Source organism: Pseudomonas sp. PSKL.D1 (assembly GCF_028898945.1).
GTDB lineage: Bacteria > Pseudomonadota > Gammaproteobacteria > Pseudomonadales > Pseudomonadaceae > Aquipseudomonas.
Map to the genome: position 1 here is coordinate 4943052 of NZ_CP118607.1, position 26109 is coordinate 4969160.

The following is a 26109-nucleotide window of genomic DNA, read 5'->3' on the forward strand; positions in this document are numbered from 1 at the left end:
CCGTCAGCCCTTGACCGGTGCCACCGCCAATTCCACCCGCTCGCTCTTCTTGATCACCGCATACACCACCGCCGTCACCAGGCTGCCCGCCACAATCGCCAACAAGTACAGCAACGCATGGTTGATCGCATTCGGGATCAGCAGCACGAACAGCCCGCCGTGCGGCGCCATCAGCTTGCAACCAAAGTACATGGACAGCGCGCCGGTCAATGCGCCACCGGCAATACTCGCCGGGATCACCCGCAGCGGGTCTTTGGCGGCAAACGGGATCGCGCCTTCAGAGATAAAGCACAACCCCAACGCCAACGCCGCCTTGCCCGCCTCGCGCTCGCTCTGGGCGAATTTGCGCCGGGCCAGGAAGGTGGCGATGCCCAGGCCGATCGGCGGCACCATGCCCGCCGCCATGGTCGCGGCCATGGGGGCGTAGCTGGAGGATGCCAGCAGCCCCACCGAAAACGCGTAAGCCGCCTTGTTGATCGGCCCGCCCAGGTCGACGCACATCATGCCGCCCAGCAACAGACCAAGGAGAATGGCGTTGGTGGTGCCCATGCTGTCGAGAAAGTGCGTCAGGCCTTCGAGCATGGCCGCCACCGGCTGACCCACCACATAGATCATCACCAGGCCCGTGAACAGGCTGGCCAGTAGCGGAATGATCAGGATCGGTTTGAGCGCCTCAAGGCTGCTGGGCAACCGCGCCCAGCGGGCAATGGCCTTGGCGCTGTAACCGGCAAGAAAGCCCGCAACGATACCGCCAATGAAACCGGCCCCCAGCGTGCTGGCCAGCAAGCCGCCGATCATGCCCGGGGCCAGCCCGGGGCGGTCGGCAATCGACCAGGCGATGTAACCGGCCAGCAGCGGCACCATCAGCTTGAACGCCGCCTCGCCGCCAATCTGCATCAACGCCGCTGGCAGCGTGCCCGGCTCTTTGTACGCCTCGATGCCGAAAACGAACGACAAGGCGATCAGCAAGCCACCGGCCACCACCATCGGCAGCATGAATGAGACGCCGGTAAGCAAGTGCTTGTAGACGCCACTTTTTTCGGGCTTGGCTGGCGCACTGGCAGCGTCGGCTGCGCTTTCCACCTTGGCCTCGGCCAGCGCCTTGTCCAACGTTGCACGCGCCTGCTTGAGGGCGATGCCGGTGCCACAGCGGTAGATGCGTTTGCCGGCAAACCGGGCAGTAGGCACTTCGATGTCAGCGGCCAGCAGCACCACATCGGCTTCGGCAATGGCCTGGGCCGACAGCGGGTTGCGCGCGCCCACAGAGCCCTGGGTTTCCACGGTAAGCTGGTAGCCCTGTTGTTGCGCGGCCTGCTGCAAGGCCTCGGCAGCCATGAAGGTGTGTGCCACGCCGGTCGGGCAAGCGGTAACCGCAACGATGCGCGTCGCCACGCTGGCTTGGCTAACCGGCACATCCGACTGTACCCGCGCCTTGCTGGCAGCCTCATCGAGGAAGCCTTCACGGTCAGCCAGCGCTTGCGCCGGGGTGCTTTGGTACAACGGTTTGCCGGCAAAGCGGGACAGCTCAACCGGCCCGGTGCTGACCACCAGCACCCAATCGGCCTCGGCAATTTGCGCAGGCGTCAGTTGGCGCTCCGGATGCTCGGCATCCTGCACCTCGACGCAGGTTTTCCAGCCGCGGCGCTGAGCCGCGGCCGACAGCAGGCGTGCACTGAGCACACTCGACACCTGGCCGTTAGGGCAGGCGGTGACGATGGCAATGTTCATCGGCAACCCTCTTCTTGTTCTGTCAGTTGCACGGCGGCTTCGAAGCGCGTCAGTTGTTCGCGATCACGAATGCCGAACCCCACCTGGGTCACGGCCTGGGCGGCGATGGCGGTGGCGCGGCGCAAGGTCTGCTCGGCGGCTTCACCCAGCAACAAACCGTGGACCATGCCCGCCACCAGCGAGTCGCCTGCCCCCACCGTGCTCGCCACCCTCACCTTGGGCGGCTGCGCGCGCAGTGCACTGCCAGCGGTAAACCAGCTGACGCCCTGCTCACCTGCCGAAACCACAACATGTTCGACCCCGGTGGCCAGCAGCTGCCCGGCAGCAGCATGCTGTTGCGCCGCACTTGGCACAGCCATGCCGAGGACTTCGCCCAACTCTTCGGTATTCGGTTTGACCAGCCATGGCGCGCTTTGCAACCCGGCGCGCAACGCGTCGCCGCTGGTGTCCAGAGCAACCTTCAGGCCTTGCCTCTTCAGCTGCGTGAGCAACTGGCGGAACCAATCCGGGCTGACCCCACGCGGCAAGCTGCCCGCCACCACCACGGCATCATGCCCGGGAGCCTGCTGCTCTAGCAGACGCATCAGGGCCACGCGTGCGGCCTCGTCGACTTCCGGCCCCTGGCCGTTGATGTCGGTGACCCGGCCATCAGCCTCGACCAGCTTCAGGTTGCTGCGCGTTTCGCCTGCCACGCGCACAAAGCAGTCGGTAAAGCCGCGCCATTCGATCAGCGCCTCGAACGGCTGCAGGTTGTCACGGCCAAGAAACCCGGCAACGGTGACGCTGTGGCCCAGGTCGGCCAACACCTGGGCCACGTTCAGGCCCTTGCCCGCGGCGTGGCTGTGCTGGGCCTGGCTACGGTTGACGTGGCCGGGGCGCAGGGTGTCGAGCCCAACCGTGATGTCCAGCGCCGGGTTCAGGGTGAGAGTGAGGATCTTGGCCATTCAATAACGCTCCACCAGCGCGCGTACCGCTGCCGCGCTGTCTTGTTGCAAGGCCTCGCGCGCCAGGGCGCGGGCCGTTTGATGATCAGCCTGGCGCACCAGGGCTTTGACTTCGGCAATGCTGCGGGCGGCCACGCTCAGCTCGTCCACATCCAGGCCCAGCAATACCGGTACGGCCTGCGGGTCGGCGGCAAGTTCGCCGCACACGCCCACCCACTTGCCTTCGGCATGGGCAGCGCGCACGGTCATGTCGATCAGGCTCAGCACCGACGGATGCAGGCCGTCGGCCTGGGCGGACAGGCTCGGGTGGCCACGGTCGATGGCCAGTGTGTATTGGGTCAGGTCGTTGGTGCCGATGCTGAAAAAGTCCACTTCGCGGGCCAGTTGCGGCGCCAGCAAGGCAGCGGATGGCACCTCGACCATGATCCCGACTTGCAGGTCGGCGACCGGGGTTTCTTCACGCAGGCGCTCGACCATTGCGCGCGCCTCCCGCCATTCATGCACCTGGCCAACCATTGGGAACATGATGCGTAGCGGGCGTTGGTCGGCAGCGCGCAGCAGTGCTCGCAACTGGTCTTCCATGATCTGCGGCCGCTGCAAGGTCAGGCGTACGCCGCGCACACCGAGGAAGGGGTTCTCTTCGGCGGCGATTGGCCAGTAGGGCAAGGGTTTGTCGCCGCCCACATCAAGGGTGCGTACCACAAGGGGGCGCCCGCCAAGGCCGTCGAGCACGCGGCGGTATTCGGCCTCCTGGGTGGCCACATCGGGTGCCTGGCTGTGGGCCATGAAGATCAGTTCGGTGCGCAGCAGGCCAACGCCTTCGGCGCCCTGCTCCACTACCTTGTCGATGCCCGTGCTCTCACCGATGTTGGCAAACACCTCCACGGCATGGCCATCGCGGGTAATGGCGGGTTCATGGCGACTGGCCCAGGCGGCTTGCAGGCGTTGATCGCGCTGCTCACGCTCGGCCAGGGCACGTTGCACCACATCCGCCGCTGGCGCCACGTCTACCACCCCGCGTTGGCCATCGAGCAACAGCGGGGTGCCAGCTGCCAACAGCAGGATTGCCGGGCCAGCACCCACCACGGCGGGAATGCCAAGGGCCCGGGCAACAATCGCGCTGTGGGCTGTCGCGCCGCCATAGGCAGTGACGATACCGGCTACGCGGGCCGGGTCCAGGCGGGCCACGTCGGAGGGGCCGACTTCGCCCATCACCAGCACATAGGGCTGCTCAGGCTCGGCCTGTGCCTGCACGCCACACAATTGCGCCAGCACGCGGCGGCCAATGTCGCGCAGGTCGGCAGCCCGCTCGGCCAGCAGAGCATCGTGCAGGGCCTCTTGCTGGCGCGCGGCCGCCTCGATCACTGCCATCCAGGCTGCCGCCGCGCTTTCGCCCTGAGCCAGGCGCAGCTCGACATCATCGACCAAGGCCGGGTCGGCGAGCATTTCCTGATGGGTGATGAAGATCTCGCCAATGGCCTTGTCGCTTCGCTGTACCAGCGCTTGCAATTCCGTTTTCACTACTGCCAGGGCCTCACGCAGCCTGGCGCGTTCCTGGCCCGCCGACTCACCGCGCAGCGGGTAATCAATCTCGCGCTCGACGCACACATGCGCCGGCCCGTAGGCGATCCCGGGGGATGCACTTACCCCCTGAACATGGCTGCCGGCTGCAGGCGCCAACAATGCCTGCTCGGGCTGGCTGGCCACAGGTTCGCAGGCCTGAGGCAGTGGCTCCACCTCTTCACCCAGGCCTTGCTCAATGGCCGCGATCAAAACCGGCAATGCGTCTGCGGCGATGGACGGTTCAGCAATCAGTTCAAGCACCTGGCCACGCCGGGCGCCCAGGCTCAGCAACTTGCTCAGGCTCTTCACCGATACAGCCGGCTGGGCGCTGTCCAGCACGCGCACACGAATCTCGCCCTCGAAGCCCTTGGCCAACTGCGCCAGTACTTTTGCCGGGCGGGCATGCAGGCCATGGGGGTTGGCCAGCGCAATGCGTGCGCCGGGCCAATCGGCCGGCGCTTCGCCGCCCAATACCTCAAGCACCGCGCGGCTGCTGGTGGCCTGGTACAACGATTGCCCTCGGCCCTCGATCAGCACCTCGCACAGGCGCTCCAGCAACGCCTGATGGGCGGCACCCAGGCTAGCCAGGCAGAACAGCCCGTTCAGCGGCTGGTCGCGATAGCGCAGCGGTTGCTGCGGCGTAATGAAAGCCAGCCCCGGTTGGCGCACCTGGCGTTCGCTGTGCAACCACCACAACCCTTCACCCAGTGGCAGTGGCTCGGCCTGTTGCAACACCGCGGCGAAGCCACCGTCGACGCAACCGGCACGCTGCAGCAGGCGTGCACCGCGCCAGGCAAGTTCGTCGAAATCTTCTGCTGGCAGGTTCAGGCCGACAAGCTGGGCGTCCAGCGCCAGTTCCTGCGGCGCGCCTTGCAGCAGCTTGAGCAACGCCTCGGCGCTGCCGGCCCTGCGCAGGGCCTCGGCAAGGTCGGTTTCGCCCAGGGCGCGGGTCAGCAGTTGCAGCAAGCGCAGGTGCTCGTCTGAGCGGGCGGCAATGCCGATGGCCAGGTACACGATCTGGCCATCTCCCCAGTCCACGCCTTCGGGGAACTGCAGCAGGCGCACACCGGTGGCAAACACCAGATCGCGGGTTTGCGGCGTGCCGTGGGGGATGGCGATGCCTTGACCGAGGAAAGTCGAGCCTTGCGCTTCGCGCGCCTGCAGCCCTTCCAGATACCCTTCGGCGACCAGGCCGTCAGCCACCAGTCGATCAGCCAGCAGGCGCAATGCCTCGGCTTTATCGACCGCCGTCTGGCCCATGGCTATCTGCTCTTTTGCGAGCTCGAGCATGACCTTCTCCTTTTGCAGCCCCTGCGTGCGATGAATTGCCGGGTACTGAGGTATTGTTGTGAAATTCAGGCAAACAGCCAGTTCGACGTGCTTGCGCAACCGCCAGCCGGGGCAGAAAATTTAATGGCTGAAACGTTTAACCTGACCAAGCGGCCACGTTACTCGATAATCTGCCAACGAAAAAGCCCCATCCTGTCGGACAATTGCGACAATGGTCGCCTGCGCAAGGCGGCCATCCCGGGTCAAACTAACCGGTCAGGCATCACCGCCGCCCCGGTAATAACAAGGAAAATTCGGTGAAACTCAGCGATATCGCCCGTCTGGCCGGTGTGTCCGTGACCACTGCCAGCTATGTCATCAATGGCAAGGCCGAACAACAGCGCATCAGCAGCAGCACTGTCGAGCGGGTACGTGCGGTGGTCGAGGCCCACGGCTTTACCCCCAACCCCCAAGCCGCTGGCCTGCGCAGCCGGCACACCCGTACTCTGGGCTTCATTCTCCCGGATCTGGAAAACCCCAGCTACGCCCGCATTGCCAAGCAGCTCGAACAGGGCGCCCGAGCCCGCGGCTACCAGTTGCTGATTGCCAGCAGCGATGACCAGCCTGACAGCGAGCGCCAATTGCAGCAGCTGTTCCGTGCCCGGCGCTGCGATGCCTTGTTCGTTGCCAGTTGCCTGCCGCCGGAAGACGACAGCTACCGCGAATTGCAGGACAAAGGCCTGCCGGTGATTGCCATCGACCGCCGCCTGAACCCGGCACATTTCTGCTCGGTCATCAGTGACGACCGGGATGCCAGCCGCCAACTGGCCGAAAGCCTGCTGGCCACGCAGCCGCGCAGCATCGCGCTGATTGGCGCACGCCCCGAGCTGTCGGTCAGCCAGGCCCGTGCAGGCGGCTTTGACGAAGCCATGCAAGCCTTTGCCGGCGACGTGCGGCGCTACCAGGGCGAAGCCTTCAGCCGCGAATGCGGCCAACGCCTGATGCAGCAACTGATCGACGAGCTGGGCGGTTTGCCGGATGCTTTGGTGACTACCTCGTACGTTCTGCTGCAAGGCGTGTTCGACACCCTGCAAGCCCGCCCGGCCGACTCGCGCCAACTGCAACTGGGTACCTTCGGCGACAACCAACTGCTCGACTTCCTGCCGCTGCCGGTCAATGCCATGGCCCAACAGCATGGCCAAATTGCCGCCACCGCGCTGGAACTGGCCCTGGCCGCCATTGAAGGCAAGCGTTACGAACCCGGCGTGCATGCCATTGGCCGTACCTTCAAGCAACGCATCCCCGCGGCCTGAACATGCGCCTGATCGACACCCACACCCACCTGGACTTCCCCGACTTCGATGCCGACCGCACGCGCCTGCTGGCCAACGCGCAGGCTCGGGGCGTGGAGCGCATGGTGGTGCTGGGGGTGCATGAGGCCAACTTCCAGCGGGTGTGGGACTTGGCCTGTGCCAACGGGCGGGTATATGCAGCGCTAGGGCTGCATCCGGTGTATCTGGATGAGCATCGACCGGAGCATTTGCAGCAACTGCGCGGCTGGCTCGAACGCCTGCGGGGTGATCCACGACTGTGTGCGGTAGGTGAGTTCGGCCTGGATTTCTATCTGGAAGGCCTGGATAAACAACGGCAGCAAACCTTGTTCGAAGCCCAGTTGCAGATGGCCTGCGACTTCGCGCTGCCGGCCCTGCTGCACGTGCGCCGCAGCCATGCGCAGGTGATTGCCACGCTCAAGCGCTACAAGCCCGCGCGTGGCGGAATCATTCATGCATTTGCAGGGAGTTATGAAGAAGGCCGGGAATACATCAAGCTTGGTTTCAAGCTCGGGCTTGGCGGCGCAGCAACCTGGCCGCAGGCGTTGCGGCTGCGCAAGACACTGCCGCGCTTACCACTGGAAAGCTTCGTACTGGAAACCGATTCGCCAGACATGGCGCCGGTGATGTTCGCAGGGGAGCGCAACAGCCCCGAGCATCTGCCTGAAATTGCCGGGGCGCTGGCCGATGTGATCGGTGTTGAGGTGGGGGTGTTGGCTGAAGTGAGCAGCCGCAATGCCTGTGAGCTTTTTGGCTGGTAGCACCTAAACCTTGAACGCCCCGATCACCCGCTTCAACTCCACCACCTGCGCCGACAACGCCCGGCTGGCTTGCTCGGTCTGGCACGCACCCTCGGTCGTATCCTGCGCCGCACGGTTGATGGCGACAATGTTCCGGTCTATGTCATGGGCCACAGCCGTTTGTTGCTCCACCGCCGCGGCAATCTGCTGGTTCTGTTCGACGATGCCACTCACCGCCCCCAGAATATTCCCCAACGCCTGCTGCACCTGATGAGCCTCGTCCACCGTACCCGCCGCCATACGGTGGCTGCTGCCCATGGCCCGCACGGCGGCATCGACGCCTTCACGCAGGCGCTGGATCATCTGCGCGATTTGCGCAGTAGAGTCCTGGGTGCGCCTTGCCAAGGTACGGACCTCGTCGGCAACCACCGCGAAACCTCTGCCCTGCTCCCCGGCCCGGGCAGCCTCGATGGCCGCGTTAAGCGCCAGCAGGTTGGTTTGCTCGGCAATACCGCGGATGACCTCCAGCACCTGACCGATGGCCTGGCTGTCCTGTGCCAGCTGATTGATCGCCACCACTGACTGGTCGATTTCGGCAGCCAGCCGACCAATGCTGCCCTGCTGGCTCTCGACCAGCGAGCGGCCGGTGGCGCTTTCATGGTTGACCTGCTGTGCGCCATCCGCCGCCAGCGCGGCGCTACGTGCCACTTCCTGAGCCGTGGCGCTCATCTGGTTCATCGCCGTGGCCACCTGCTCGATCTGCTCGCGCTGGCCACCGACAGCCTGATTGCTGCGCGCAGATACCGTGAGCACTTGCCCGGCTTGTTGCTCCACGGTCACCACCGTACGGCCCACCTGATCGATCAGGCCACGAATGCGCCGCACGGTTTCGCTGAAGCCTTCGCCCAATTCGCCCAATTCATCCCGGCTATGGGCCTGGAAGCTCACGGTCATATCGCCGGCCGCCACCTTGTCCATCGCGGCGCCCAGCCTGCGCAGGGTCGCCCGGGTTGATATGAAGAAGCCGGCATACAGGTACACGATCAACGCGAAGACACTCGCCAGCAATACACCCAACCCCACCATGCGCAGGCGCTGCTCGACCAGGCGCTCTTGCAACCCACCCTGCAAGTGGGCGAGCACGGCGTCATTCAAACGGTAGGTCTGCGCCATCAGGTCGCTTACCTGTTGATAAAACGCAGGCCAGGGTGCCGCCAGAGTTTCAGCCACCACCACCTGCTCTTCGAACAACTCAGCCGCCTGCCTGACAGACGCCAGGCTGCTCTGGGCTTCATCAGCCAGCTGATCCGCCTGCAGGTCGCTCAAGCGCAGGGCATAGTCTGCAGCCAGGCGGTCAAGGCGCTGCAGCAAATCTTCAAAACGGGCGCTACCGGAGGAGTCGATGAAACCCCGCCCCAGCGCGACAGCCCCCATCGCCCGGCCCTCGCCCAGTGCCTGGGTGACTTGTGCCGTGGCCACGCCGAGCAATTCGCTCAGTTGCCGCACCGAGGCCTGACGGTCCTGGCTCAGGCCAGACTGGTTGGCGACCTGCCGGCTGAATATCTGCGCCTGAGCCTGCAACTTTTCAAACAGGGCTGTCTTGTTCAGCAAGGACGATTCGCCACGGGCGCTGACAAAGGCATCGTTCAAGGCCTGAAGCTTGTCTTGCGGTACCGCTTCGTTGCCCTGCAAAGCCTGTAATTGCGCCTGCACCTTGCTCTGCAAGGCCGCGATGCGCGCCTCCAGGTCGCCGGCCTGGCCCGACTGCCCCAGCACCGAGTTCACCTGCAACAGGCTGCCAAGGCTTTCAAAATCGGCGCGCAAGGCCAGGCTACCTGTGAGCGGGCCAATACCCTGCAACTCGGCACGGGTGTTGTTGAACGCCTGATAGGCATCGCGAACCAGATAGAAGCTGGTTGCCAGCATGGGCACGAAAAACAGGATGCTGATGAGGCTGAACTTCTGGCCGAAGCTCAGCCGGTTCATCAGCGCGATGGCCGGGTAAAACAGACGCTTCACGGGCACCTCCTTGGATTTTTGTTGTTCTGCGAGGGGTAGCACTAGGCCACTTGTATAGCGCAGATCGATCCGGAGGTTTGTAACTTATGGTTAAACCAACACCGTCAGCAGCGCAAAACCCGCGTACCACAACACTGCAGAGCGCAACAGCAACTCCCACAGGCTGTCCAGCCGCGCCAACCCACGCTGGCTGTCCTCTTCATCGGGGATGTCATCGGCTATGCGCCCTACCCTGGCCACCAGGTGGGACGCACTGATGTGCCAGTTGAGCAGTTCGTGCAGCATCACGCGCATGACCGCAACAAAGTTGCCAACCAGCGCAAAACTCAAAGCCATTACCCGCACCGGCAGCCAGTCGAGGATGTGCCGCAATTGCTCGGCTTTTGCTTTCAGCGCGGGCTGGCCGCTGTGCTCGGTGGTCAGCGCAAGCAGGCGGTAGGCCAGTGCTGCACCCGGGCCAAGCACGAAATACCAGAAGATCACGGCAAAGAAGCTTTGATACGCCTGCCACAGCAGGTTGCTCTGCACGCGCACCAACAGGCTGTGTGGCTCGTCGGCCGCCAAACCCAGGTCACGTTCGGCTGCGTGCAGCGCTGCTTGGTCATCACCCCGCCGCCAGGCGTCACGGAACGGGCCCATGGAAGCTTTGACATCGCCGCGGCCCAGGCTGTAGATAATCACCAGCAAGTGAATCGGCAAGGCGAGCAGGCCGTAGGCGACCGGGTCGAGCACGTGCAAAAGCAACACCAGTACCGCCACAGGCGCCAGCACCAGAATTGCCAGCGTCCACCAAGGGTGAACCTTACCGCTGCGCTCCAGGCGCACCAGCTCGCCAAGGAAAAAACCATCACGCTGTATCCGATGGCGCAGGGCAGAGAATTTTTCTACCCAGAGCACCAGCAACAACACCAGAAAGCTCATGCCTTGCCCTCGTTGTCCTTTACATCTTTACGGTAGCGTGGCCAGTCGAATGCCGGTCCGGGGTCGGTCTTGCGACCCGGTGCTATATCGCTGTGGCCCTGAATGCGGCTGCAATCGATGGCGGGCCAGGCTTGCCGGATCTGCCGGGTCAATTGCCTTAACGCTTCATACTGGGCGTCGGTGTAGGGTTGGTCATCGGTGCCCTCCAGCTCGATCCCGATGGAGAAATCGTTACAGCCTTCACGACCGTCGAACAGCGACACCCCGGCATGCCACGCCCGGTCGAGCAACGACACGAACTGGGTTACCGCACCGTCACGCTCCACGAACAGGTGAGCAGACACGGTGAGGTGCTTGATACCGTCGAAATAAGGGTGCTCAGCCGGGTCCAGGCAGTTCTGGAAAAATGCCTGAACCTTGCCGGTACCGAAGCAGGCCGGCGGCAAGCTGATGTTGTGGATAACCAGCAGGGAAATCGCTTCGCCCTCGGGGCGGGCGTTGAAGTTTGGCGAGGGGCAGTGGGTGATTCCGTGGAACCAGCCAGTGGCACGGTCCAATTGCATGGGGCAGTTCCTGAAAAGCGCCGGGGGCAGAACGGCAGTATGCCTCGGGCAGGCAAGGCTTTGCATGTGAATCATTACCTCGGCGGCAACAGCTGTGGCTCAATGAACCCTCTGTTGCCGCAGGCCGTCCAGCACCGCGGCGAGCGCACGCTCGAACAACAAGCCGTCGTCCAGCACCCGCACTTCACCTCGGCGCAAGGCCTGTGCCAGCGCGACAGTGTTCCATTCGCGCACCTTCATGCCGGTGCGGTTGGCAAATACCAGCCGGTCACTGCTGCCGATGCGCGCCACCAGTTTGCAGCGCAAGGGCTCGTCACCATCAAATACTTCTACCCAGCTACCCAACCGCAGCGCTTGGGCTGCACGCAGTTCGGCCGCTTGATCATCCGGCTGGTGCAAGGGGGTACAGGCGGACTCATCGGCAATGGCCAGCACGATCTCATCGGCCACCAGTACGTCGTCAGTTGAAGGCAACCCACTGCCTGAGCAGGCGCGCACATGCAGTTGCTCCAGTTGCTGGAAGAATTCGCGCGTGGCGGCTGAATCGACCGCCACAGTGGCCAACCCCTCACGCAGCCCTTTAAGCAGGCCAGGTACTTGCTGCAACAGCGTTTGCGGGGCTTGTTGTGGCGCTATGCTTGCAAGCAGCGCATCCATGGTTGCCAAGGCTGATTTCCAGGGCTTTGAGGCCTCACCCTGTTTGAGCCAGGCCAGCAGCATCACCTGGCTCCAGGCTTGTGCCAGCATTTGCACCACCACCTGAGGCAGCACGCGACCTCGCAAACGCTGGTTGATCTCCAGCTGTACCTGTTGGCGCGCCTGCATGGCACGTGCGCGCCCCTCTTCGGCATCGCGGGTGCGCTGTTCGAGCAAATCGTTGCGCCGACGCTCGCCGGTGCTGAATGCCAGAAACTCCTCAAGCAGTTCGTGGAACAACGCAGAGTCATCGGTGAAATCATTGAGCAGGCGCTGGACAATACGCTCCACGCGCAAGTGCAGGCTGTCACGCTGGCCTTCGCTGCCGCTTTCCCACCCCATGGCTGCAGCGCCTATTTCGTTGAGCAAGCGCCGCGCGGGGTGGCTAGCCCGACTGAACAGGCTCTTGTCCAGCAAGGCGACCTTGAGCAACGGTATATGCAGGCGAACAACCAGTGATCGCAAACTTGCCGGCAGGTTGTCATCCGCCTGAACGTAGCCGAAAAGCAGGCCGACCAGGTTGATCATGTCTTCGTCGGCAGACGCGATACGGCGGCGGGTGCCGCTGCGCACGCTGACCCGCAGCAACAATTGCTCAAGCTGCTGGCCAAGGTCAAAATCGTCGTCTTCCACCGTGCCGGGCACGTAATGCTGCAGGTGCGTCAGTAAACGCAGCAGGTCAGCCGTCCCGATAGGCTCGGCGCCAACGGTCGATTGCAAACGGGGCGCGACGCGCCCACGGGCGGGTGCCAACAAGCCTTGCAGTGAGGCGAAAAATGCCTGGGCGGCAACGTCCACGCTCAGGCTATCGCCAGCAGCCAGGTTGGCCGCTACCGCCCGTGAACCAGGACGTTTATCCGCGATACGACGGCGCGGCGCAGGCTTCAGCTCGGGCAGCACGCCCGCCGCCGCCAATAGCTGGTTGGCGTCGCCATAAAGCACGTCAACATCCCGCAACACGTAGCGCTCAAACAGCTTGAGCAGAATCAGCTTTACCCGCAAGCCAACGCCCAGGTTGCGCCCGGCATCCAGAAAGTACCCGCACAGTGCCGCTGGCCCGAGCGGGTTTTGCTGCGCGTGCAACGGCTGCTCCAGCATTGCTTGCAAACGTTGGCCCAGTTGAGCCAGCGCCATACCATCACGCGAGAGCACGCGCGCGACCATGCCATCGATGGCCATCGCCCGCTCCGACTGCAGCCGCACCCGAGGCAGTTCGGCGGGGTGGCCGAGCGGGTCGGTTTGGCTGATGCATGCGAAGGCGCCGTAGAACGTGTCCAGAAAGCCGCGCTCGATGCTCTTGCGCTTGAGCCGCAAGTCGCGCATGGCTTCGAAGTACAGGCTCTGGTCGAGCCGGCCCTGCGCCTTGTCAGCCATTTCGAAAAGGGTATCGTCAGCGTTGTCGAACAACGCCTGCAGGCCCTGGCGCAGTTGCAGGGCCGCTTTGTCACGCACTTGCAGGAGCAACACCGGAAGGCAAGGCAGGGGCGAATGAACGCCACGGTCGATGGCCGCCGCCAAGGGCACCACCTTGCCTTCTTTATGCATCCCGATCTCCTTGAGGGGTGACTTGATAGGTAGGGCGAAATATCGTCAAAGCTATGACGCCAAATACTGGGCGCCATTATCGGCAAATTTGCTGTTGCCTGCCAGCATCCGTTTCATAACGGTTTGTGACCGGCGTTATCGCCAATTGCTCACTCGGCCTGACCAAAGGTCACCCACCAGGCGGCTGTACACACCCGCTCCCTCCCCTATAATCGCCGACATCTAGCTTGTGGAGCCGAACATGCCGAACCTACGCCTTGCCGACCTGACTGCCGAGATCGAAGCCAACGTGCGCCGTGCGCTGCTGGAGGACATCGGCAGTGGCGACATCACCGCGCAACTGATCCCCGCGGAGCGCCTGGCCAAGGCCACCATCATCACCCGCGAAGACTGTGTGATTGCCGGTACCGCCTGGGTGGACGCCGTCTTCCGCCAGCTCGACCCGCGTGTGGCCGTGCACTGGCAAGTGGCCGATGGCGACCGGGCACGCGCCAATCAGGTGCTGTTCCACCTTGAAGGGCCGGCCCGCTCGCTGCTCAGCGGCGAACGCAGTGCACTGAACTTCCTGCAGATGCTCTCGGGCGTGGCCACGCGTGCGCGCTCGCTTGCCGATCTGGTCGAAGGCACTCAGGTAAAGCTGCTCGACACACGCAAGACCCTGCCCGGCCTGCGCCTGGCGCAGAAGTACGCGGTTACCTGCGGCGGCTGCCATAACCATCGCATCGGCTTGTACGACGCCTTTCTGATCAAGGAAAACCACATTGCCGCCAGCGGTGGCGTGGCCGAGGCCGTAACAGCGGCGCACCGCATTGCCCCGGGCAAGCCGGTAGAGATCGAGGTGGAGAGCCTGGATGAATTGCGCGAGGCGTTGAATGCCGGGGCCGACATCATCATGCTGGACGAACTGACCCTGGACGAGATGCGCGAGGCCGTGAACATTACGGCAGGCAAGGCCAAGCTTGAGGCCAGCGGCGGGGTTAACGAGAGCACGCTACGGGTGATTGCCGAGACGGGTGTGGATTACATCTCGATTGGGGCAATGACCAAGGATGTTAAGGCGGTGGACCTGTCGATGCGCTTGAGCCTGTAATTCAGGCCGTTACAGGCAGCCACAAAAAACCGGCCACATGGGCCGGTTTTTTCATTCCTGCAATCAATCAGAACGAGGCGTTGGCCAGCCCGTCCAGATAACGCTCCACGTCCAGCGCGGCCATGCAGCCAGCACCGGCGGAGGTGATTGCCTGGCGGTAAACGTGGTCAGCCACGTCGCCTGCCGCGAACACACCTTCAACGTTGGTGGCAGTGGCGTTGCCTTCGCGGCCGCCGTTAACCACCAGGTAGCCGTCTTTCAGGGTCAGCTGGCCTTCGAACAGCGAGGTGTTCGGGGTGTGGCCAATGGCAATGAACACGCCGTCGACCTTGATTTCGTCGCTGCTGCCGTCGTTGTTTTTCAGGCGCGCACCGGTCACGCCCATGTTGTCACCCAGCACTTCGTCCAGGTTGGCGTTGAGCTTGAGCTCGATCTTGCCTTCGGCGACACGGGCGTTCAGCTTGTCGACCAGGATTTTTTCGGCGCGGAAGGTTTCGCGGCGGTGTACCAGGGTCACTTTGCTGGCGATGTTGGCCAGGTACAGCGCTTCTTCAACGGCAGTGTTACCGCCACCGACCACTGCAACCGGCTTGTTGCGGTAGAAGAAACCGTCGCAGGTGGCGCAGGCCGACACGCCTTTGCCCATGAAGGCTTCTTCCGACGGCAGGCCCAGGTAACGGGCGCTGGCACCAGTGGCGACGATCAGCGCGTCACAGGTGTAAGTGCCGCTGTCGCCCTGCAGGGTGAACGGCTTGTTGGCCAGGTCTACGGCATTGATGTGGTCGAAGACGATTTCGGTCTCGAAGCGCTCGGCGTGCTCCTGCATGCGTTGCATCAGCGCCGGGCCGGTCAGGCCATGGGGGTCGCCCGGCCAGTTGTCGACTTCGGTGGTGGTGGTCAGCTGGCCACCGGCCTGCATGCCGGTGATCAGCAGCGGCTTGAGGTTGGCGCGGGCAGCGTACACCGCGGCGCTGTAACCGGCAGGGCCGGAACCGAGGATGATGACGCGCGAATGACGTACTTCAGACATGTCGTACTCCTGTCGAGCGGGGCGCAGGGGCCCGCATCGGGAAATTAAAAAGGACCCACGCAGCACTTGGGGAAGGCTACAACGCGCAGGTCCAGAAACCTGAAAGTTGAGCGCACTGTAGCGAGGTGGCAGAGATTAAGGAAATATCCTTCGACAATCCACCTCATAGGCATCTTCTATCTGCGCATTTCATGGGCGCAAAATGCGCTGGCGCTTTTGTTACAGCCAGTTTCGCGAGGCCTGCGCGCCTTTCGTCGGCGTGGCAAAGCCGGTAAGGTCAGCGCGTTCAATTCCCCTCGGAGTGTCTCGATGCAAGCCCCTGTCCTCTCTGGCCCCCAGTACCTGCGCGAGGGCCTGAAACTGGTGCTGAGCCCGAACCTGCGGTTGTTCGTGCTGCTGCCCCTGGCGATCAACCTGCTGCTGTTCGGCGGCCTGGTCTATTTTGCCGGCCACGAATTCAGCCTGTGGCTCGATGCCCTCATGCCCACCCTGCCCAGCTGGCTGAGCTTTCTCAGTTACATCCTCTGGCCGTTGTTCGCCGCCCTGCTGGTGCTGATGGTCTTTTTCACCTTTACCTTGGTGGCCAACATCATCGCCGCCCCCTTCAATGGCTTTTTGGCCGAGAAAGTAGAAGTGGTGGTACGCGGCGAAGACAACTTCCCGGCCTTCAGCTGGGGTGAGCTGGTGGCCATGGTGCCGCGCACCTTCGGCCGCGAAATGCGCAAGCTCGGTTACTTCCTGCCACGCGCCCTCGGGCTGTTCATCCTGTCGTTCATCCCCGTGGTCAACGTGATCGCCGCACCGCTGTGGCTGGTGTTCGGGGTGTGGATGATGGCCATCCAGTACATCGACTACCCGGCGGACAACAACAAGATGAGCTGGCAGGACATGCTCGCCTGGCTGCGGCAGAAGCGCTGGCAGAGCATGGGGTTCGGTGGGATTACCTACCTGGCGTTGATGATCCCGTTCGTCAACATCCTGATGATGCCGGCTGCGGTGGCGGGGGCTACGTTGTTTTGGGTGCGGGAGCGCAAGTAAGTGTGAGGGGGGCTGCCCTGCAGCCCCTCTTGGCTTTCTTAAAAGTCTGAGAAGCTATAAGGTTCCATTTTGCACATCTGGGCGAGTAGTACCAGATGCTCTACAACTTTGAGCTTTTCAAGATTTTCAGAACGTACAGCCCCACCAAAAACCAACGCTGGAACAAAGCCATACATTTCATCCGGAGCCAACTTGCCGAGACGCTTGATGGCGAGATCAAACATGTCATCGAAATCATTAGACTCCAGATCTCTACACATGAAAAAGTTTTCTACTGCCAAGCCCATTTCATCCTGCGCCAGCGAGTATTTACTTCCCGTATAGCGACCTACATGCGTTGAAAACTTGAGTGAGAATCCTGACTTCTCCCCAAATAAATACAAGTCCCCAAACGCACCACGCGCTACCGCATGAAAGACATCGTATGTTTTCAAGTCTGCACTTTCGAGAAGTGCTGTAACGACCCCTTCATACTCTTGCGGGTTTACTGTCCAAAATAATCCATCTCCGTACCCACACCATCCATGCTCGATCCAGTACTCCAGGAGTTTATCTGGCAGCTGCCCACGGTAGTGCTCAACACTTGACGGGGGGACTTCTTGACGACTCGTAGGCTCACCGACCTGTTCAATGAATATGGAAAACGCTTCGTCCATGCCGACCTCCAAATTTCAACACTTGTGTAATTTAACATTCAAATTGCCAGCAGCACCGCCTGCATCAGCCATTTTCTCTGCTGCCTCTCTTAGCCCACCTAACCGTGCACCCCACTGAGGACCAATACTGGAATTTACTTGCCTATCACCGAAGTCAGAAATTACGTCTCGCCCGCCCGCCGTAAGATCTGGATTGTGCAAAGCTGCGAGTGTTGACATTGTTTCCTTGGCTTGAACTTCTGCAAGCTTTATTGCTTCGCGCTTGCCCATGCGTTTAGAGAGGTCCATTTGGATCCTTTCCTTTAAAGCAAGGTACAAATCTTTACGTGCCTGCTTGGCAAGCTTCGGATCACGCTTCACCGGATTCGCCACACTCTCCAGAAACTCCTCAACTGTCAGCCGGTTCAAACCCTCCTGCTGCCCCTTCAACTGCCGCTCGAACTCGGCATGCTTGGACATCGGCAAGTTGTCCGCTTTGAAACACGCCACCGTATGCAACGGCATGCTACCGGGCTTGGCCGTGGAAGGCTCTTTGTCTTTGCCCGCAGGCCGATTGGGCTGCGGCTCCTCCATCGCCCCCGTGCGCCGCTCCGGCCGTTGCAAATCCGGCCGCTGCTTCAACCCTTCTTCATGCTTGAGCATCCACTGCCCCAGCCGTGCCCCTTTGCTGCTGGCCGCCATCTCCTGCGCCAGCACCCGCGCATCGCCCCGCCCACGGGTGAGGTAGGCAACGATCCCACCCAGCAACAACACCACCATTTCCACATGGCCGAGGGCGATGTGGTGGGTTGCCTTGGAGATCGCGAACGGGTCGTCGCGGCACAGCGGGCCCGCGCTTTCATGGCCGCAGGTGCCTTCCCAGGCGGCGTGGATGCCGTTGAGGTAGTACTCGCCGATACGCGGCAGGTCGTCGATGAAGAATTCGGCAACCGACGCCAGCCCCAGTACGCCGAGGATCCAGCCGCTGACCGTAAGGCCCATGGCCGCGCCGGCGCCGGCAAAGGGAATGACGCCGGCACCGCCTGTAAACAGCCCGGCCCCGGCGCCGATCAGGCCGCCGGTGATGGTGCTGCCGGCGACGATCATCGCCATCTGCGCCACCACCTTCAGCAACTCGTCGACGATGCTGTTGATGTCCAGTTCGGCAAAGCGCTGGCGCAGCAGGTGCGCGGCCTGCCATTCGGCCCGGTTGAACGCGGTGCGCACCGCGCCGACCCGGCGCAGGTTCAGGCCGAGGGTGGCGACTTCTTCATTGTTGGGGCCGCGAAAGTGGCCACCGGTCTGGTAGCCCATCTTGTCGATGACACGTGATTCGATCTCGAGCCATGAGGGCACGAGGTGGTGCAGATACATGAGGTGTCTCCCTGACAGCGTGTGCAGGGAGAAATCTCATCACGATCGGAAAGTAATTATTTCCGCATAGGCTGCAGGGAATTTCCTAAAATTATTGGACGGTGCCCAGATCCATCAGTGCCCAAGCTGGCTGGAAAACTGCCCCACTGCATCCACCACCTTCTTGGCCCCTTCCTGAATTTCGACGATCACGCCACCGGTATCCGCCGCCAGCGCCAACCCTTGTTCGGCCTGGCGCTTGCTGGTGTCGATGATATCCACAGCCGCCTGGGCCAGTTGCTCGTTCTGCTGCACCACCTTGGCAATTTCTTCGGTGGCGCTGCTGGTGCGCGAGGCCAGTTGGCGCACTTCGTCGGCGACCACGGCAAAACCACGGCCCTGCTCACCGGCCCGGGCTGCCTCGATGGCGGCGTTGAGCGCCAGCAGGTTGGTCTGGCCGGCAATGTCGCTGATGGTCTTGATAATTGCACCAATGACCTTGGACTGTTTATCCAGCGCCTGGATGCCATCGGCGGCGGATTGCATGGAGCCCTCCAGGCCGCGCATCACTTCCACGGTCTGGGTTACCACGTCGGTGGCTTTGCGGGCGCTGCTGTCGGTTTCCAACGAGGTGGTGTAGGCAATGTCCGCCGCCTGGGCCACGGCCTGTTCCTGGTTGACCTGTTCGGTAATCACGGTGGCAAATTTGACCACCTTGTACAGCACGTCATGGGCATCGAAGATCGGGTTGTAGGACGCCTCCAGCCAAATGGTCCGGCCATGGGCGTCGATGCGCTTGAAGCGATCGGCCACATATTCGCCACGGCGCAGTTTGTCCCAGAACGCCTGGTAGCCAGCCGAGTTGGCTTCTTCCGGTTCGCAGAACATGCGGTGGTGCTTGCCACGCACTTGCTCAAGGTTGTAACCCACCGTCTGCAGGAAGCGGTCATTGGCCGTCAGCACCACGCCATCGAGGTTGAACTCGATCACGGCGGTGGAGCGCATCAGCGCCTTGATCAGGCTCTCGTGCTCGCGCGAGGTTTCGATGGTGCGAGTCAGGTCACTGGAGTGCAGGGTGAAGTGCTTGATGCGCCCCTCGCTGTTCTTGACCGGCTGCAGAATCGAACGCAACCAGGCTTCTTCGCCGTTGCCACGCAGTAGCCGGAAAGCGCCGTTAAGGTGTTCACCACGGGTGATGGCGGTTTTCATCCGTTGGTGAAAGTCGAGCTTCTTCACATGTGCCGGCACGAAGTCTTCGATATTGCGCCCGATCAGTTGCTCGGCGCGGTAAAGCATCTCTTGCTCGAAGTTACTGTTGACCTGCTCGATGCGCCCCTGGGGGTCGAGTTGCAGCACCAGCATTTCGCTGTCCAGGCTGCACTTGACCTGTTCGACGGACGACAGGTCCTCGCGCAGTTGCTGGATTTCTTTCTTGAGCTTGCTGTTGAACATCACCGCTCTCCCGGAGCGCATCACCTGATCGAATGCAATTGCATCGGCCAGCACCGGGATGTTCTTGAGTGCACTGCACGCAAATATTCACTCAGCTGAAAATGCCGGAAATCAGGCGTCACCTGCATGTCACCTGGCCGTCACATAAGCGCAATCAAGCAGGCGGACACTTTTTGTCATGAATACACCTGCCCTACGCATCACCCTCGTCAGCGAAACCTTCCCACCCGAGATCAACGGCGTGGCCAACACGCTTGGCCGCCTCAGCGACGGCCTGCGCCAGCGCGGCCATCGTGTAGAGATCGTGCGCCCGCGCCAGCCAGGCGAAAAGCCTTTCAAGGATGACCAGGACTTGCTGCTGTGCCGTGGCTGGGGGCTGCCGGGCTATCCGGGCCTGCAGTGGGGTGAGGTGTCGATGCACAAGTTACTGCGCCGCTGGCGCAGGCATCGGCCGGATGTGCTTTACATCGCCACGGAGGGGCCTTTGGGGCTTAGCGCGCTGCGTGCTGCCCGCCGGCTAGGGATTGCGGTAGTCAGCGGCTTTCATACCAATTTCCCCCAGTATTCGGGCCAGTATGGCCTGGGCTTGCTGGCGCGCCTGCTCACACATTATCTACGGTGGTTCCACCGGCGCACGGCCACCACGCTGGTGCCCAGCCAAAGCCAGCGCCTTGAACTGCAGCGCAGGGGGTTCGAGCGCCTGGCATTGATGGCCCGTGGCGTGGATGCCTGCCTGTTCAACCCGTGCCGGCGCAGCCCTGCATTGCGTGATAGCTGGGGGCTGGGCCCGAATGACATCGCCGTGCTGCATGTGGGGCGCCTGGCGGCAGAAAAAAACCTCGCCCTGCTACACCCCTGCTTCGAAGCGTTGCAAAAGGCTTATCCACAGCAGCGGTTGCGCCTGGTTGTGGTGGGTGACGGCCCCCTCCGTGCAACCCTTGAGCGGCAACTGCCAGAGGCTGTTTTCTGCGGTGCCCAACGTGGTGAAGTGCTGGCCGAGCACTATGCCTGCGGCGACCTGTTCCTGTTCCCTAGCCTGACCGAAACTTTTGGCAATGTGGTACTGGAAGCCATGGCTTCAGGCTTGGCGGTGGTCGCCTACGACGAAGCAGCCGCCGCCCAGCACATCCGCCATGGCCACAGCGGTGCATTGGCCATGCCGGCGGACCAGGCCGGGTTTATCGATGCAGCCTGTTGGTTGCTCGAAGAGCAGGAAACACTGCGCAGGGTACGCCTCAATGCCCGGCAACACGCCAGCCGCCAAGGTTGGCCAGCCATTGTCGAGCAATTTGAAACGCACCTGCACGACGCCTGCCTGGCTATGGCATCAGGCCGCCAGACAGCCTCTTCATCACTGGCAATCAAGCCAGGCTCGTCAGCGCCTCACGGCTGAATGGCAGTACATCGGCTTCGCGGCCTTCACGAACCTTCTGCGCCCACTCGGCATCCACCAACAAGGCCCGGCCAACTGCCACCAGGTCGAACTCCTGATCGCCCAACCGGCGCAACAGGCCCTCCAGGCTGGCCGGCTTGGCCACTTTGTCGGTATCGACCATGAACTGCAGAAACTCACCGTCGAGCCCCACGCTGCCTACCGTGATGGTCGGTTTGCCGGTCAGGATGCGCGCCCAACCCGCGAGGTTCAGCGGCGAGCCTTCGAATTCCGGCTCCCAGAAGCGCCGTGTAGAGCAATGGAAGATATCCACACCCGCATCAGACAATGGCTTGAGGAATGCGCCAAGTGCTTCGGGCGTTTCCACCAGGCGAGCGCTGTAGTCCTGCTGTTTCCACTGCGAGAAACGGAAGATGATCGGGAAGTCCGGCCCTACCGCAGCCCGCACGGCCTCGATCAGTTCAATGGCAAAACGCGAGCGGCCCGCCAGGTCGCCCCCGTACTCATCGGTGCGACGGTTGCTGGCCTCCCAGAAGAACTGGTCGATCAGGTAGCCGTGGGCGCCGTGAATCTCGACACCGTCCATGCCGATGCGCTGGGCGTCGCGGGCGGCCTGGGCAAAGGCGGCAATTACGGCGCGGATGTCGTCCTGGCTCATGCCATGCACCAGCACCTGCCCGTCCTTCACTTTCTCACTCGGGCCGTAACCCGGCACACTGGCGTCCGGCTCGGTGCCCAAACGGCGTACAGCGCCAACGTGCCACAGTTGCGGGACGATGCGACCGCCTTCGGCATGCACTGCCTCGACCACCCGCTGCCAACCCGCCAAGGCATCTTCGCCGTGGAAGCGTGGCACGTTTGGATAACCATTGGCGGCGATATGCCCGACCGTGGTGCCCTCGGTGATGATCAGGCCCACACCTGCGGCGGCACGGCGGCGGTAGTATTCGACCACACCGTCATGGGGAACACCACCTGGGCAGAATGTGCGGGTCATGGGGGCCATGACGACGCGGGTCGGCAACTCGAGTGCGCCGAGAGCAAAGGGTTGGAACAAAGGATTGGTGGGCATGGGGCGCATCCGTCCGGAAGAGAAGATGCGCTCAGATTAAGAACTGTGGCCAGGCAGGCACAGCATTATTGATCTGGGTGATTGAAGCCTATCGAGTGGCACATGCCTGTAGGAGCGACACTATGCCGCTCCTACATCGGCAAGGTTCAGTCCAGGGCCTTCTCGATCGCCTGTACAACGGTAGGATCATCCGGCGCGGTACGCGGCGCAAAACGCGCGAGCACCCGCCCATCCTTGCCAACCAGGAACTTCTCGAAGTTCCAGGTGATATCGCCGGGGAATTCGGCGCCCTCGCCAGCCAACAGCCGATACAGCGAATGGCGTTGCGGCCCGTTCACCTCAAGCTTGGCCCCCAACGGGAAGCTCACGCCGTAGTTGAGGCTGCAAAATTCCTGAATCTCTTTTTCACTGCCCGGCTCCTGCCCGGCAAACTGGTTGCACGGCAGGCCAAGCACATTGAAACCTTTGCCCTTGAACTGCTGCTGCAGTTTTTCCAGCGAGGCGTATTGCGGCGTCAGGCCACACTTGGAGGCGACATTGACCACCAGCACCACCTGGCCCTTGAACGGTGCCAAAGGCAGGTCCTGGCCGTCCAGCGCCTTCAACGTCAGGTCGTGAAATGCACTCATGATGAATCCCCTCTCAGGTTCCCGGTTGCCGCAGCAGGCGAATTGCGCCCACTAAAAAGGCGCTCATCCAAGCCGTGCCCCTCCCTGCGGGAGGCATGCCGGCTTGTCCGAGCGCCTGGCGACTTTCTGAGCTTAGCGCAGAAAATCAGTGGTGATGGCCACCTTCACCGTGGATGTGACGGTGAGCGATTTCTTCTTCGCTGGCGTCACGCACGTTGACTACCTTGACCTGGAAGGTCAGGCGCTGACCGGCCAGCGGGTGGTTGCCATCAACGGTAACGTCGTCGCCGTCGATATCGCGGATGGTGACGATCTGCATCTGGCCATCCGGCGCCGAAGCGTGGAACTGCATGCCCACTTCCAGCTCGTCTACGCCTTCGAACAGGCTGCGGTTCAGGGTGCTGACCAGTTCGGCCAGGTACTCGCCGTAGGCGTCTTCCGGCTCGATGGTGACGTTCAGCTCTTCACCGGCTTGTTTGCCTTCCAGGGCTTTTTCCAGGCCCGGGATGATGTTGCCGGCACCGTGCAGGTAGACCAGCGGCGCGCCACCGGCGGAGCTGTCGATGGTCTCCCCGGCGTCATTGGTCAGGGTATAGTCGATGGAGACTGCCTTGTTGGCGGCGATCAGCATGGGGTAAGACCTTTTGCATAAGTATGTAGAACGCACAAGTGTAACCAACGCATCGCCCGATTGCGAACGCACCTCGGACCGGGGGCGGCCCATCAGTCGGATCACCGGCTTTCATCAGGACGAAGAAGGCCACTGGGTGGTCGACCTGAGCTGCGGGCACACCCAGCACCTTCGCCACCAGCCGCCGTGGCAGGCGCGCCCTTGGGTGCTTGACCCTACGCAACGTGCGCAGCGCATCGGCGAAGCTTTCGCGTGTGGCTGGTGTGCACAGCAGGCCGATGACGCTACCCTTGGCCGTTGATTCCTTGCACAGCTTATTTCGAGAAGCACGCATGCAGACATTTTTCATTGCGCCGACAGACTTTGGCGTCGGCCTGACTTCCATCAGCCTGGGCCTGGTGCGCACCCTTGAGCGCGCCGGGCTGAAGGTCGGCTTCTTCAAGCCCATCGCCCAGCCTCACCCCGGCGATACCGGCCCGGAGCGCTCCAGCGAACTGGTGGCCCGCACCCACGGCATCAAGCCCCCGCCCCCCCTGAGCCTGGCCCAGGTCGAGCGCATGCTCGGCGACGGCCAACTGGACGAGCTGCTCGAAGAAATCATCCGCCTTTACCAGCAAGCCTGCCTCGGTAACGACGTGGTGGTGGTCGAAGGCATGGTGCCGACCCGCCACGCCAGCTACGCTGCGCGGGTCAACCTGCACCTGGCCAAGAGCCTGGACGCCGAAGTGATCCTGGTGTCCGCCCCGGAGAACGAGGTGCTCAGTGAACTGTCCGGGCGCGTCGAACTGCAGGCCCAATTGTTCGGCGGCCCACGCGACCCCAAGGTGCTCGGCGTCATCCTGAACAAGGTACGCACCGACGAGAGCATGGCCGATTTCGCCACGCGCCTGCGCGAGCATTCGCCCTTGTTGCGAGGCAACGACTTCCGCCTGCTCGGCTGCATCCCGTTTCAGCCCGAACTGAACGCCCCTCGCACCCGCGATGTGGCCGAACTGCTCGGTGCCCAAGTGCTCAATGCCGGCGATTACGAGCAGCGCCGCATGAACAAGATCATCATCTGTGCGCGTACCGTGGCCAATACCGTGCCGCTGCTCACGCCCGGGACATTGGTGGTCACCCCCGGCGACCGTGATGACATCATCCTTGCCGTAAGCCTGGCCGCCCTGAACGGCGTACCGCTCGCGGGGCTTTTGCTGACCAGCGACAGCAAACCCGACCCTCGCATTCTGGGCCTGTGCCGTGGCGCCTTGCAGGCGGGGCTGCCGATTCTTTCGGTCAGCACTGGCTCGTACGACACGGCTAACCAGCTTAACTCGCTGAACCGCGAAATCCCGGTGGATGACCGCGAACGTGCCGAGTTCATCACCGATTTCGTTGCCAGCCATCTGGACGCCGCGTGGTTGCATCAGCGTTGTGGCACGCCGCGGGAAATGCGCCTGTCGCCTGCGGTGTTCCGTTATCAGCTAATCCAGCGTGCGCAGCAGGCCAACAAACGCATTGTCCTGCCAGAGGGCGCCGAACCGCTGCTGGTGCAGGCCGCCGCCATCTGCCAGGCGCGCGGCATCGCCCGTTGCGTGCTGCTGGCCAAGCCCGAGGACGTCGAGGCCGTGGCCCGTGCCCAGGGCATTACCCTGCCAGCCGACCTTGAGGTGCTGGACCCGGACCTGATCCGTGGGCGCTATGTAGAACCGATGGTCGACCTGCGCAAGAGCAAAAACCTCAACGCGCCCATGGCCGAACAGCAACTGGAAGACCCGGTGGTGCTCGGCACCATGATGCTGGCGCTGGATGAGGTCGACGGGCTGGTATCTGGCCTGGTGCACTCCACCGCCAACACCATTCGCCCGGCCTTGCAATTGATCAAGACCGCACCGGGCGCCAGCCTGGTGTCGTCGGTTTATTTCATGCTGTTTCCGGAGCAGGTGCTGGTGTATGGCGATTGTGTGATGAACCCGCACCCCGGCGCCGGCGAGCTGGCCGAAATTGCCCGGCAGAGCGCTGAGTCGGCGCAGGCGTTCGGTATTGCGCCACGGGTGGCGATGATCAGCTATTCAAGCGATTCGGCCAGTGACGAGGAAGTAGGTAAAGTGCGCGAAGCCACGCGCCTGGCGCAGGAGGCTGAACGGGAGCTGGTGATTGACGGGCCGCTGCAGTATGACGCTGCCGCCAACCCGGAGATTGCTCGCCAGTTGGCGCCACACAGCCCTGTTGCGGGCCGCGCCACGGTGTTCGTGTTCCCGGACTTGAACACCGGCAACACGACTCACAAGGCGGTGCAGCGCAGCACCGATGGCGTCAGCCTGGGGCCGATGCTGCAGGGGCTGCGCAAGCCGGTGAACGACTTGCCGCGCGGGGCGCAGGTGGACGATATCGTGCACACCATTGCCCTCACCGCCATTCAGGCAAGCGCCCTGTAGGAGCGGCTTCAGCCGCGATCACCGGCGAAGCCGTTGCCATCTACCGCGTC

The 26109-nt window shown here is 62.7% G+C and carries 21 protein-coding genes and 1 pseudogene; 7 read left to right on the top strand and 15 right to left on the bottom strand.

Translation table 11 applies throughout. The annotated features are described in order from the left end of the window. Positions 1–3: 3 nt before the first annotated feature. Genes PVV54_RS22055 through ptsP form a run of 3 tightly spaced genes read right to left on the bottom strand, consistent with a single transcriptional unit; the run spans position 4 to position 5525 of the window. Positions 4–1728 (bottom strand): PTS fructose-like transporter subunit IIB, encoded by a 1725-nt coding sequence (locus PVV54_RS22055; RefSeq protein WP_274907263.1) that lies wholly within the window; start codon positions 1726–1728, stop codon positions 4–6. Next, on the bottom strand, positions 1725–2672 hold the full coding sequence (gene pfkB, locus PVV54_RS22060) for a 1-phosphofructokinase (RefSeq protein WP_274907264.1): 948 nt from the start codon (positions 2670–2672) through the stop codon (positions 1725–1727). The genes PVV54_RS22055 and pfkB overlap by 4 nt, the downstream gene beginning before the upstream one ends. Further along, positions 2673–5525, bottom strand: a complete 2853-nt coding sequence (ptsP, locus tag PVV54_RS22065; protein WP_274907265.1) for a phosphoenolpyruvate--protein phosphotransferase — start codon at positions 5523–5525, stop codon at positions 2673–2675. Between the two features lie 296 nt (positions 5526–5821). Between ptsP and cra the strand changes: the two genes are divergently transcribed. Together cra and PVV54_RS22075 are read left to right on the top strand one after the other, a co-directional pair. After that, positions 5822–6817, top strand: coding sequence for a catabolite repressor/activator (gene cra, locus PVV54_RS22070; protein ID WP_274907266.1), 996 nt, complete (start codon positions 5822–5824; stop codon positions 6815–6817). A gap of 2 nt (positions 6818–6819) precedes the next feature. After that, positions 6820–7596 carry a TatD family hydrolase gene (locus tag PVV54_RS22075; RefSeq protein ID WP_274907267.1) on the top strand — a complete coding sequence of 259 codons (777 nt, stop codon included), beginning with the start codon at positions 6820–6822 and terminating at the stop codon, positions 7594–7596. 3 nt (positions 7597–7599) lie between these two features. On the opposite strand, the gene PVV54_RS26655 is transcribed toward PVV54_RS22075, so the two are convergent. From PVV54_RS26655 to PVV54_RS22095, 5 genes and pseudogenes are all read right to left on the bottom strand, one after another. Next, positions 7600–8529, bottom strand: a complete 930-nt coding sequence (locus PVV54_RS26655) for a methyl-accepting chemotaxis protein (protein ID WP_446731476.1) — start codon at positions 8527–8529, stop codon at positions 7600–7602. Further along, positions 8506–9561 (bottom strand): annotated as a pseudogene (locus PVV54_RS26660) (methyl-accepting chemotaxis protein); the annotation flags it as partial. The pseudogene PVV54_RS26660 and the gene PVV54_RS26655, both read right to left, overlap by 24 nt. Positions 9562–9684: 123 nt before the next feature. Then, on the bottom strand, positions 9685–10515 hold the full coding sequence (gene ampE / locus PVV54_RS22085; protein WP_274907269.1) for a regulatory signaling modulator protein AmpE: 831 nt from the start codon (positions 10513–10515) through the stop codon (positions 9685–9687). After that, positions 10512–11078 (bottom strand): 1,6-anhydro-N-acetylmuramyl-L-alanine amidase AmpD, encoded by a 567-nt coding sequence (gene ampD / locus PVV54_RS22090; protein ID WP_274907270.1) that lies wholly within the window; start codon positions 11076–11078, stop codon positions 10512–10514. The genes ampE and ampD overlap by 4 nt, the downstream gene beginning before the upstream one ends. A 99-nt stretch (positions 11079–11177) precedes the next feature. After that, entirely contained in the window at positions 11178–13319 is a 2142-nt protein-coding gene (locus PVV54_RS22095; RefSeq protein WP_274907271.1) for a DUF1631 domain-containing protein, read from the bottom strand. A gap of 241 nt (positions 13320–13560) precedes the next feature. Here PVV54_RS22095 and nadC point away from each other — a divergent pair, with 241 nt between their 5' ends. Beyond that, the gene (gene nadC / locus PVV54_RS22100) at positions 13561–14409 is read left to right on the top strand and encodes a carboxylating nicotinate-nucleotide diphosphorylase (RefSeq protein ID WP_274907272.1); all 849 of its coding nucleotides are present in this window, start codon (positions 13561–13563) and stop codon (positions 14407–14409) included. A gap of 67 nt (positions 14410–14476) precedes the next feature. Here nadC and trxB read toward each other — a convergent pair whose 3' ends face one another. Then, entirely contained in the window at positions 14477–15439 is a 963-nt protein-coding gene (gene trxB / locus PVV54_RS22105) for a thioredoxin-disulfide reductase (RefSeq protein WP_274907273.1), read from the bottom strand. Positions 15440–15748: 309 nt separating this feature from the next. On the opposite strand from trxB, the gene cysZ reads away from it, so the two are divergent. Continuing rightward, a complete protein-coding gene (cysZ, locus tag PVV54_RS22110) occupies positions 15749–16477 on the top strand; it encodes a sulfate transporter CysZ (RefSeq protein ID WP_274907274.1) in 729 nt (242 codons plus the stop codon). A gap of 38 nt (positions 16478–16515) precedes the next feature. On the opposite strand, the gene PVV54_RS22115 is transcribed toward cysZ, so the two are convergent. The 3 genes from PVV54_RS22115 to PVV54_RS22125 form a co-directional block, all read right to left on the bottom strand. Beyond that, on the bottom strand, positions 16516–17133 hold the full coding sequence (locus tag PVV54_RS22115) for a GAD-like domain-containing protein (protein WP_274907275.1): 618 nt from the start codon (positions 17131–17133) through the stop codon (positions 16516–16518). 15 nt (positions 17134–17148) lie between these two features. Continuing rightward, the gene (locus tag PVV54_RS22120; RefSeq protein ID WP_274907276.1) at positions 17149–18486 is read right to left on the bottom strand and encodes a DUF6861 domain-containing protein; all 1338 of its coding nucleotides are present in this window, start codon (positions 18484–18486) and stop codon (positions 17149–17151) included. Positions 18487–18600: 114 nt separating this feature from the next. Further along, complete coding sequence (locus PVV54_RS22125; protein ID WP_274907277.1) at positions 18601–19917, bottom strand: methyl-accepting chemotaxis protein; 1317 nt, start codon at positions 19915–19917, stop codon at positions 18601–18603. A 178-nt stretch (positions 19918–20095) separates the two neighbouring features. Here PVV54_RS22125 and PVV54_RS22130 point away from each other — a divergent pair, with 178 nt between their 5' ends. Further along, positions 20096–21310 (top strand): glycosyltransferase family 4 protein, encoded by a 1215-nt coding sequence (locus PVV54_RS22130; protein WP_274907278.1) that lies wholly within the window; start codon positions 20096–20098, stop codon positions 21308–21310. Here PVV54_RS22130 and PVV54_RS22135 read toward each other — a convergent pair. The 3 genes from PVV54_RS22135 to PVV54_RS22145 form a co-directional block, all read right to left on the bottom strand. Beyond that, positions 21279–22382 (bottom strand): NADH:flavin oxidoreductase, encoded by a 1104-nt coding sequence (locus tag PVV54_RS22135; protein WP_274907279.1) that lies wholly within the window; start codon positions 22380–22382, stop codon positions 21279–21281. The genes PVV54_RS22130 and PVV54_RS22135 overlap by 32 nt on opposite strands. A gap of 146 nt (positions 22383–22528) precedes the next feature. After that, a complete protein-coding gene (locus PVV54_RS22140; protein WP_274907280.1) occupies positions 22529–23011 on the bottom strand; it encodes a glutathione peroxidase in 483 nt (160 codons plus the stop codon). 145 nt (positions 23012–23156) lie between these two features. Continuing rightward, positions 23157–23642 (bottom strand): FKBP-type peptidyl-prolyl cis-trans isomerase, encoded by a 486-nt coding sequence (locus tag PVV54_RS22145; protein ID WP_274907281.1) that lies wholly within the window; start codon positions 23640–23642, stop codon positions 23157–23159. 13 nt (positions 23643–23655) lie between these two features. On the opposite strand from PVV54_RS22145, the gene PVV54_RS22150 reads away from it, so the two are divergent. Both PVV54_RS22150 and pta read left to right on the top strand, forming a co-directional pair. Then, the gene (locus tag PVV54_RS22150) at positions 23656–23943 is read left to right on the top strand and encodes a DUF3565 domain-containing protein (RefSeq protein ID WP_274907282.1); all 288 of its coding nucleotides are present in this window, start codon (positions 23656–23658) and stop codon (positions 23941–23943) included. 31 nt (positions 23944–23974) lie between these two features. Then, positions 23975–26059, top strand: a complete 2085-nt coding sequence (pta, locus tag PVV54_RS22155) for a phosphate acetyltransferase (protein WP_274907283.1) — start codon at positions 23975–23977, stop codon at positions 26057–26059. Positions 26060–26109 lie beyond the last annotated feature (50 nt).

Excerpts from the sequence above, each read along its gene's own strand:
- PVV54_RS22055 (WP_274907263.1), bottom strand. The coding sequence starts at position 1,728 with ATGAACATTGCCATCGTCACCGCCTGCCCTAACGGCCAGGTGTCGAGT.
- pfkB (WP_274907264.1), bottom strand. The coding sequence starts at position 2,672 with ATGGCCAAGATCCTCACTCTCACCCTGAACCCGGCGCTGGACATCACG.
- ptsP (WP_274907265.1), bottom strand. The coding sequence starts at position 5,525 with ATGCTCGAGCTCGCAAAAGAGCAGATAGCCATGGGCCAGACGGCGGTC.
- PVV54_RS22075 (WP_274907267.1), top strand. The coding sequence starts at position 6,820 with ATGCGCCTGATCGACACCCACACCCACCTGGACTTCCCCGACTTCGAT.
- PVV54_RS26655 (WP_446731476.1), bottom strand. The coding sequence starts at position 8,529 with ATGACCGTGAGCTTCCAGGCCCATAGCCGGGATGAATTGGGCGAATTG.
- ampE (WP_274907269.1), bottom strand. The coding sequence starts at position 10,515 with ATGAGCTTTCTGGTGTTGTTGCTGGTGCTCTGGGTAGAAAAATTCTCT.
- ampD (WP_274907270.1), bottom strand. The coding sequence starts at position 11,078 with ATGCAATTGGACCGTGCCACTGGCTGGTTCCACGGAATCACCCACTGC.
- PVV54_RS22095 (WP_274907271.1), bottom strand. The coding sequence starts at position 13,319 with ATGCATAAAGAAGGCAAGGTGGTGCCCTTGGCGGCGGCCATCGACCGT.
- nadC (WP_274907272.1), top strand. The coding sequence starts at position 13,561 with ATGCCGAACCTACGCCTTGCCGACCTGACTGCCGAGATCGAAGCCAAC.
- trxB (WP_274907273.1), bottom strand. The coding sequence starts at position 15,439 with ATGTCTGAAGTACGTCATTCGCGCGTCATCATCCTCGGTTCCGGCCCT.
- cysZ (WP_274907274.1), top strand. The coding sequence starts at position 15,749 with ATGCAAGCCCCTGTCCTCTCTGGCCCCCAGTACCTGCGCGAGGGCCTG.
- PVV54_RS22115 (WP_274907275.1), bottom strand. The coding sequence starts at position 17,133 with ATGGACGAAGCGTTTTCCATATTCATTGAACAGGTCGGTGAGCCTACG.
- PVV54_RS22120 (WP_274907276.1), bottom strand. The coding sequence starts at position 18,486 with ATGTATCTGCACCACCTCGTGCCCTCATGGCTCGAGATCGAATCACGT.
- PVV54_RS22125 (WP_274907277.1), bottom strand. The coding sequence starts at position 19,917 with ATGTTCAACAGCAAGCTCAAGAAAGAAATCCAGCAACTGCGCGAGGAC.
- PVV54_RS22130 (WP_274907278.1), top strand. The coding sequence starts at position 20,096 with ATGAATACACCTGCCCTACGCATCACCCTCGTCAGCGAAACCTTCCCA.
- PVV54_RS22135 (WP_274907279.1), bottom strand. The coding sequence starts at position 22,382 with ATGCCCACCAATCCTTTGTTCCAACCCTTTGCTCTCGGCGCACTCGAG.
- PVV54_RS22140 (WP_274907280.1), bottom strand. The coding sequence starts at position 23,011 with ATGAGTGCATTTCACGACCTGACGTTGAAGGCGCTGGACGGCCAGGAC.
- PVV54_RS22145 (WP_274907281.1), bottom strand. The coding sequence starts at position 23,642 with ATGCTGATCGCCGCCAACAAGGCAGTCTCCATCGACTATACCCTGACC.
- pta (WP_274907283.1), top strand. The coding sequence starts at position 23,975 with ATGCAGACATTTTTCATTGCGCCGACAGACTTTGGCGTCGGCCTGACT.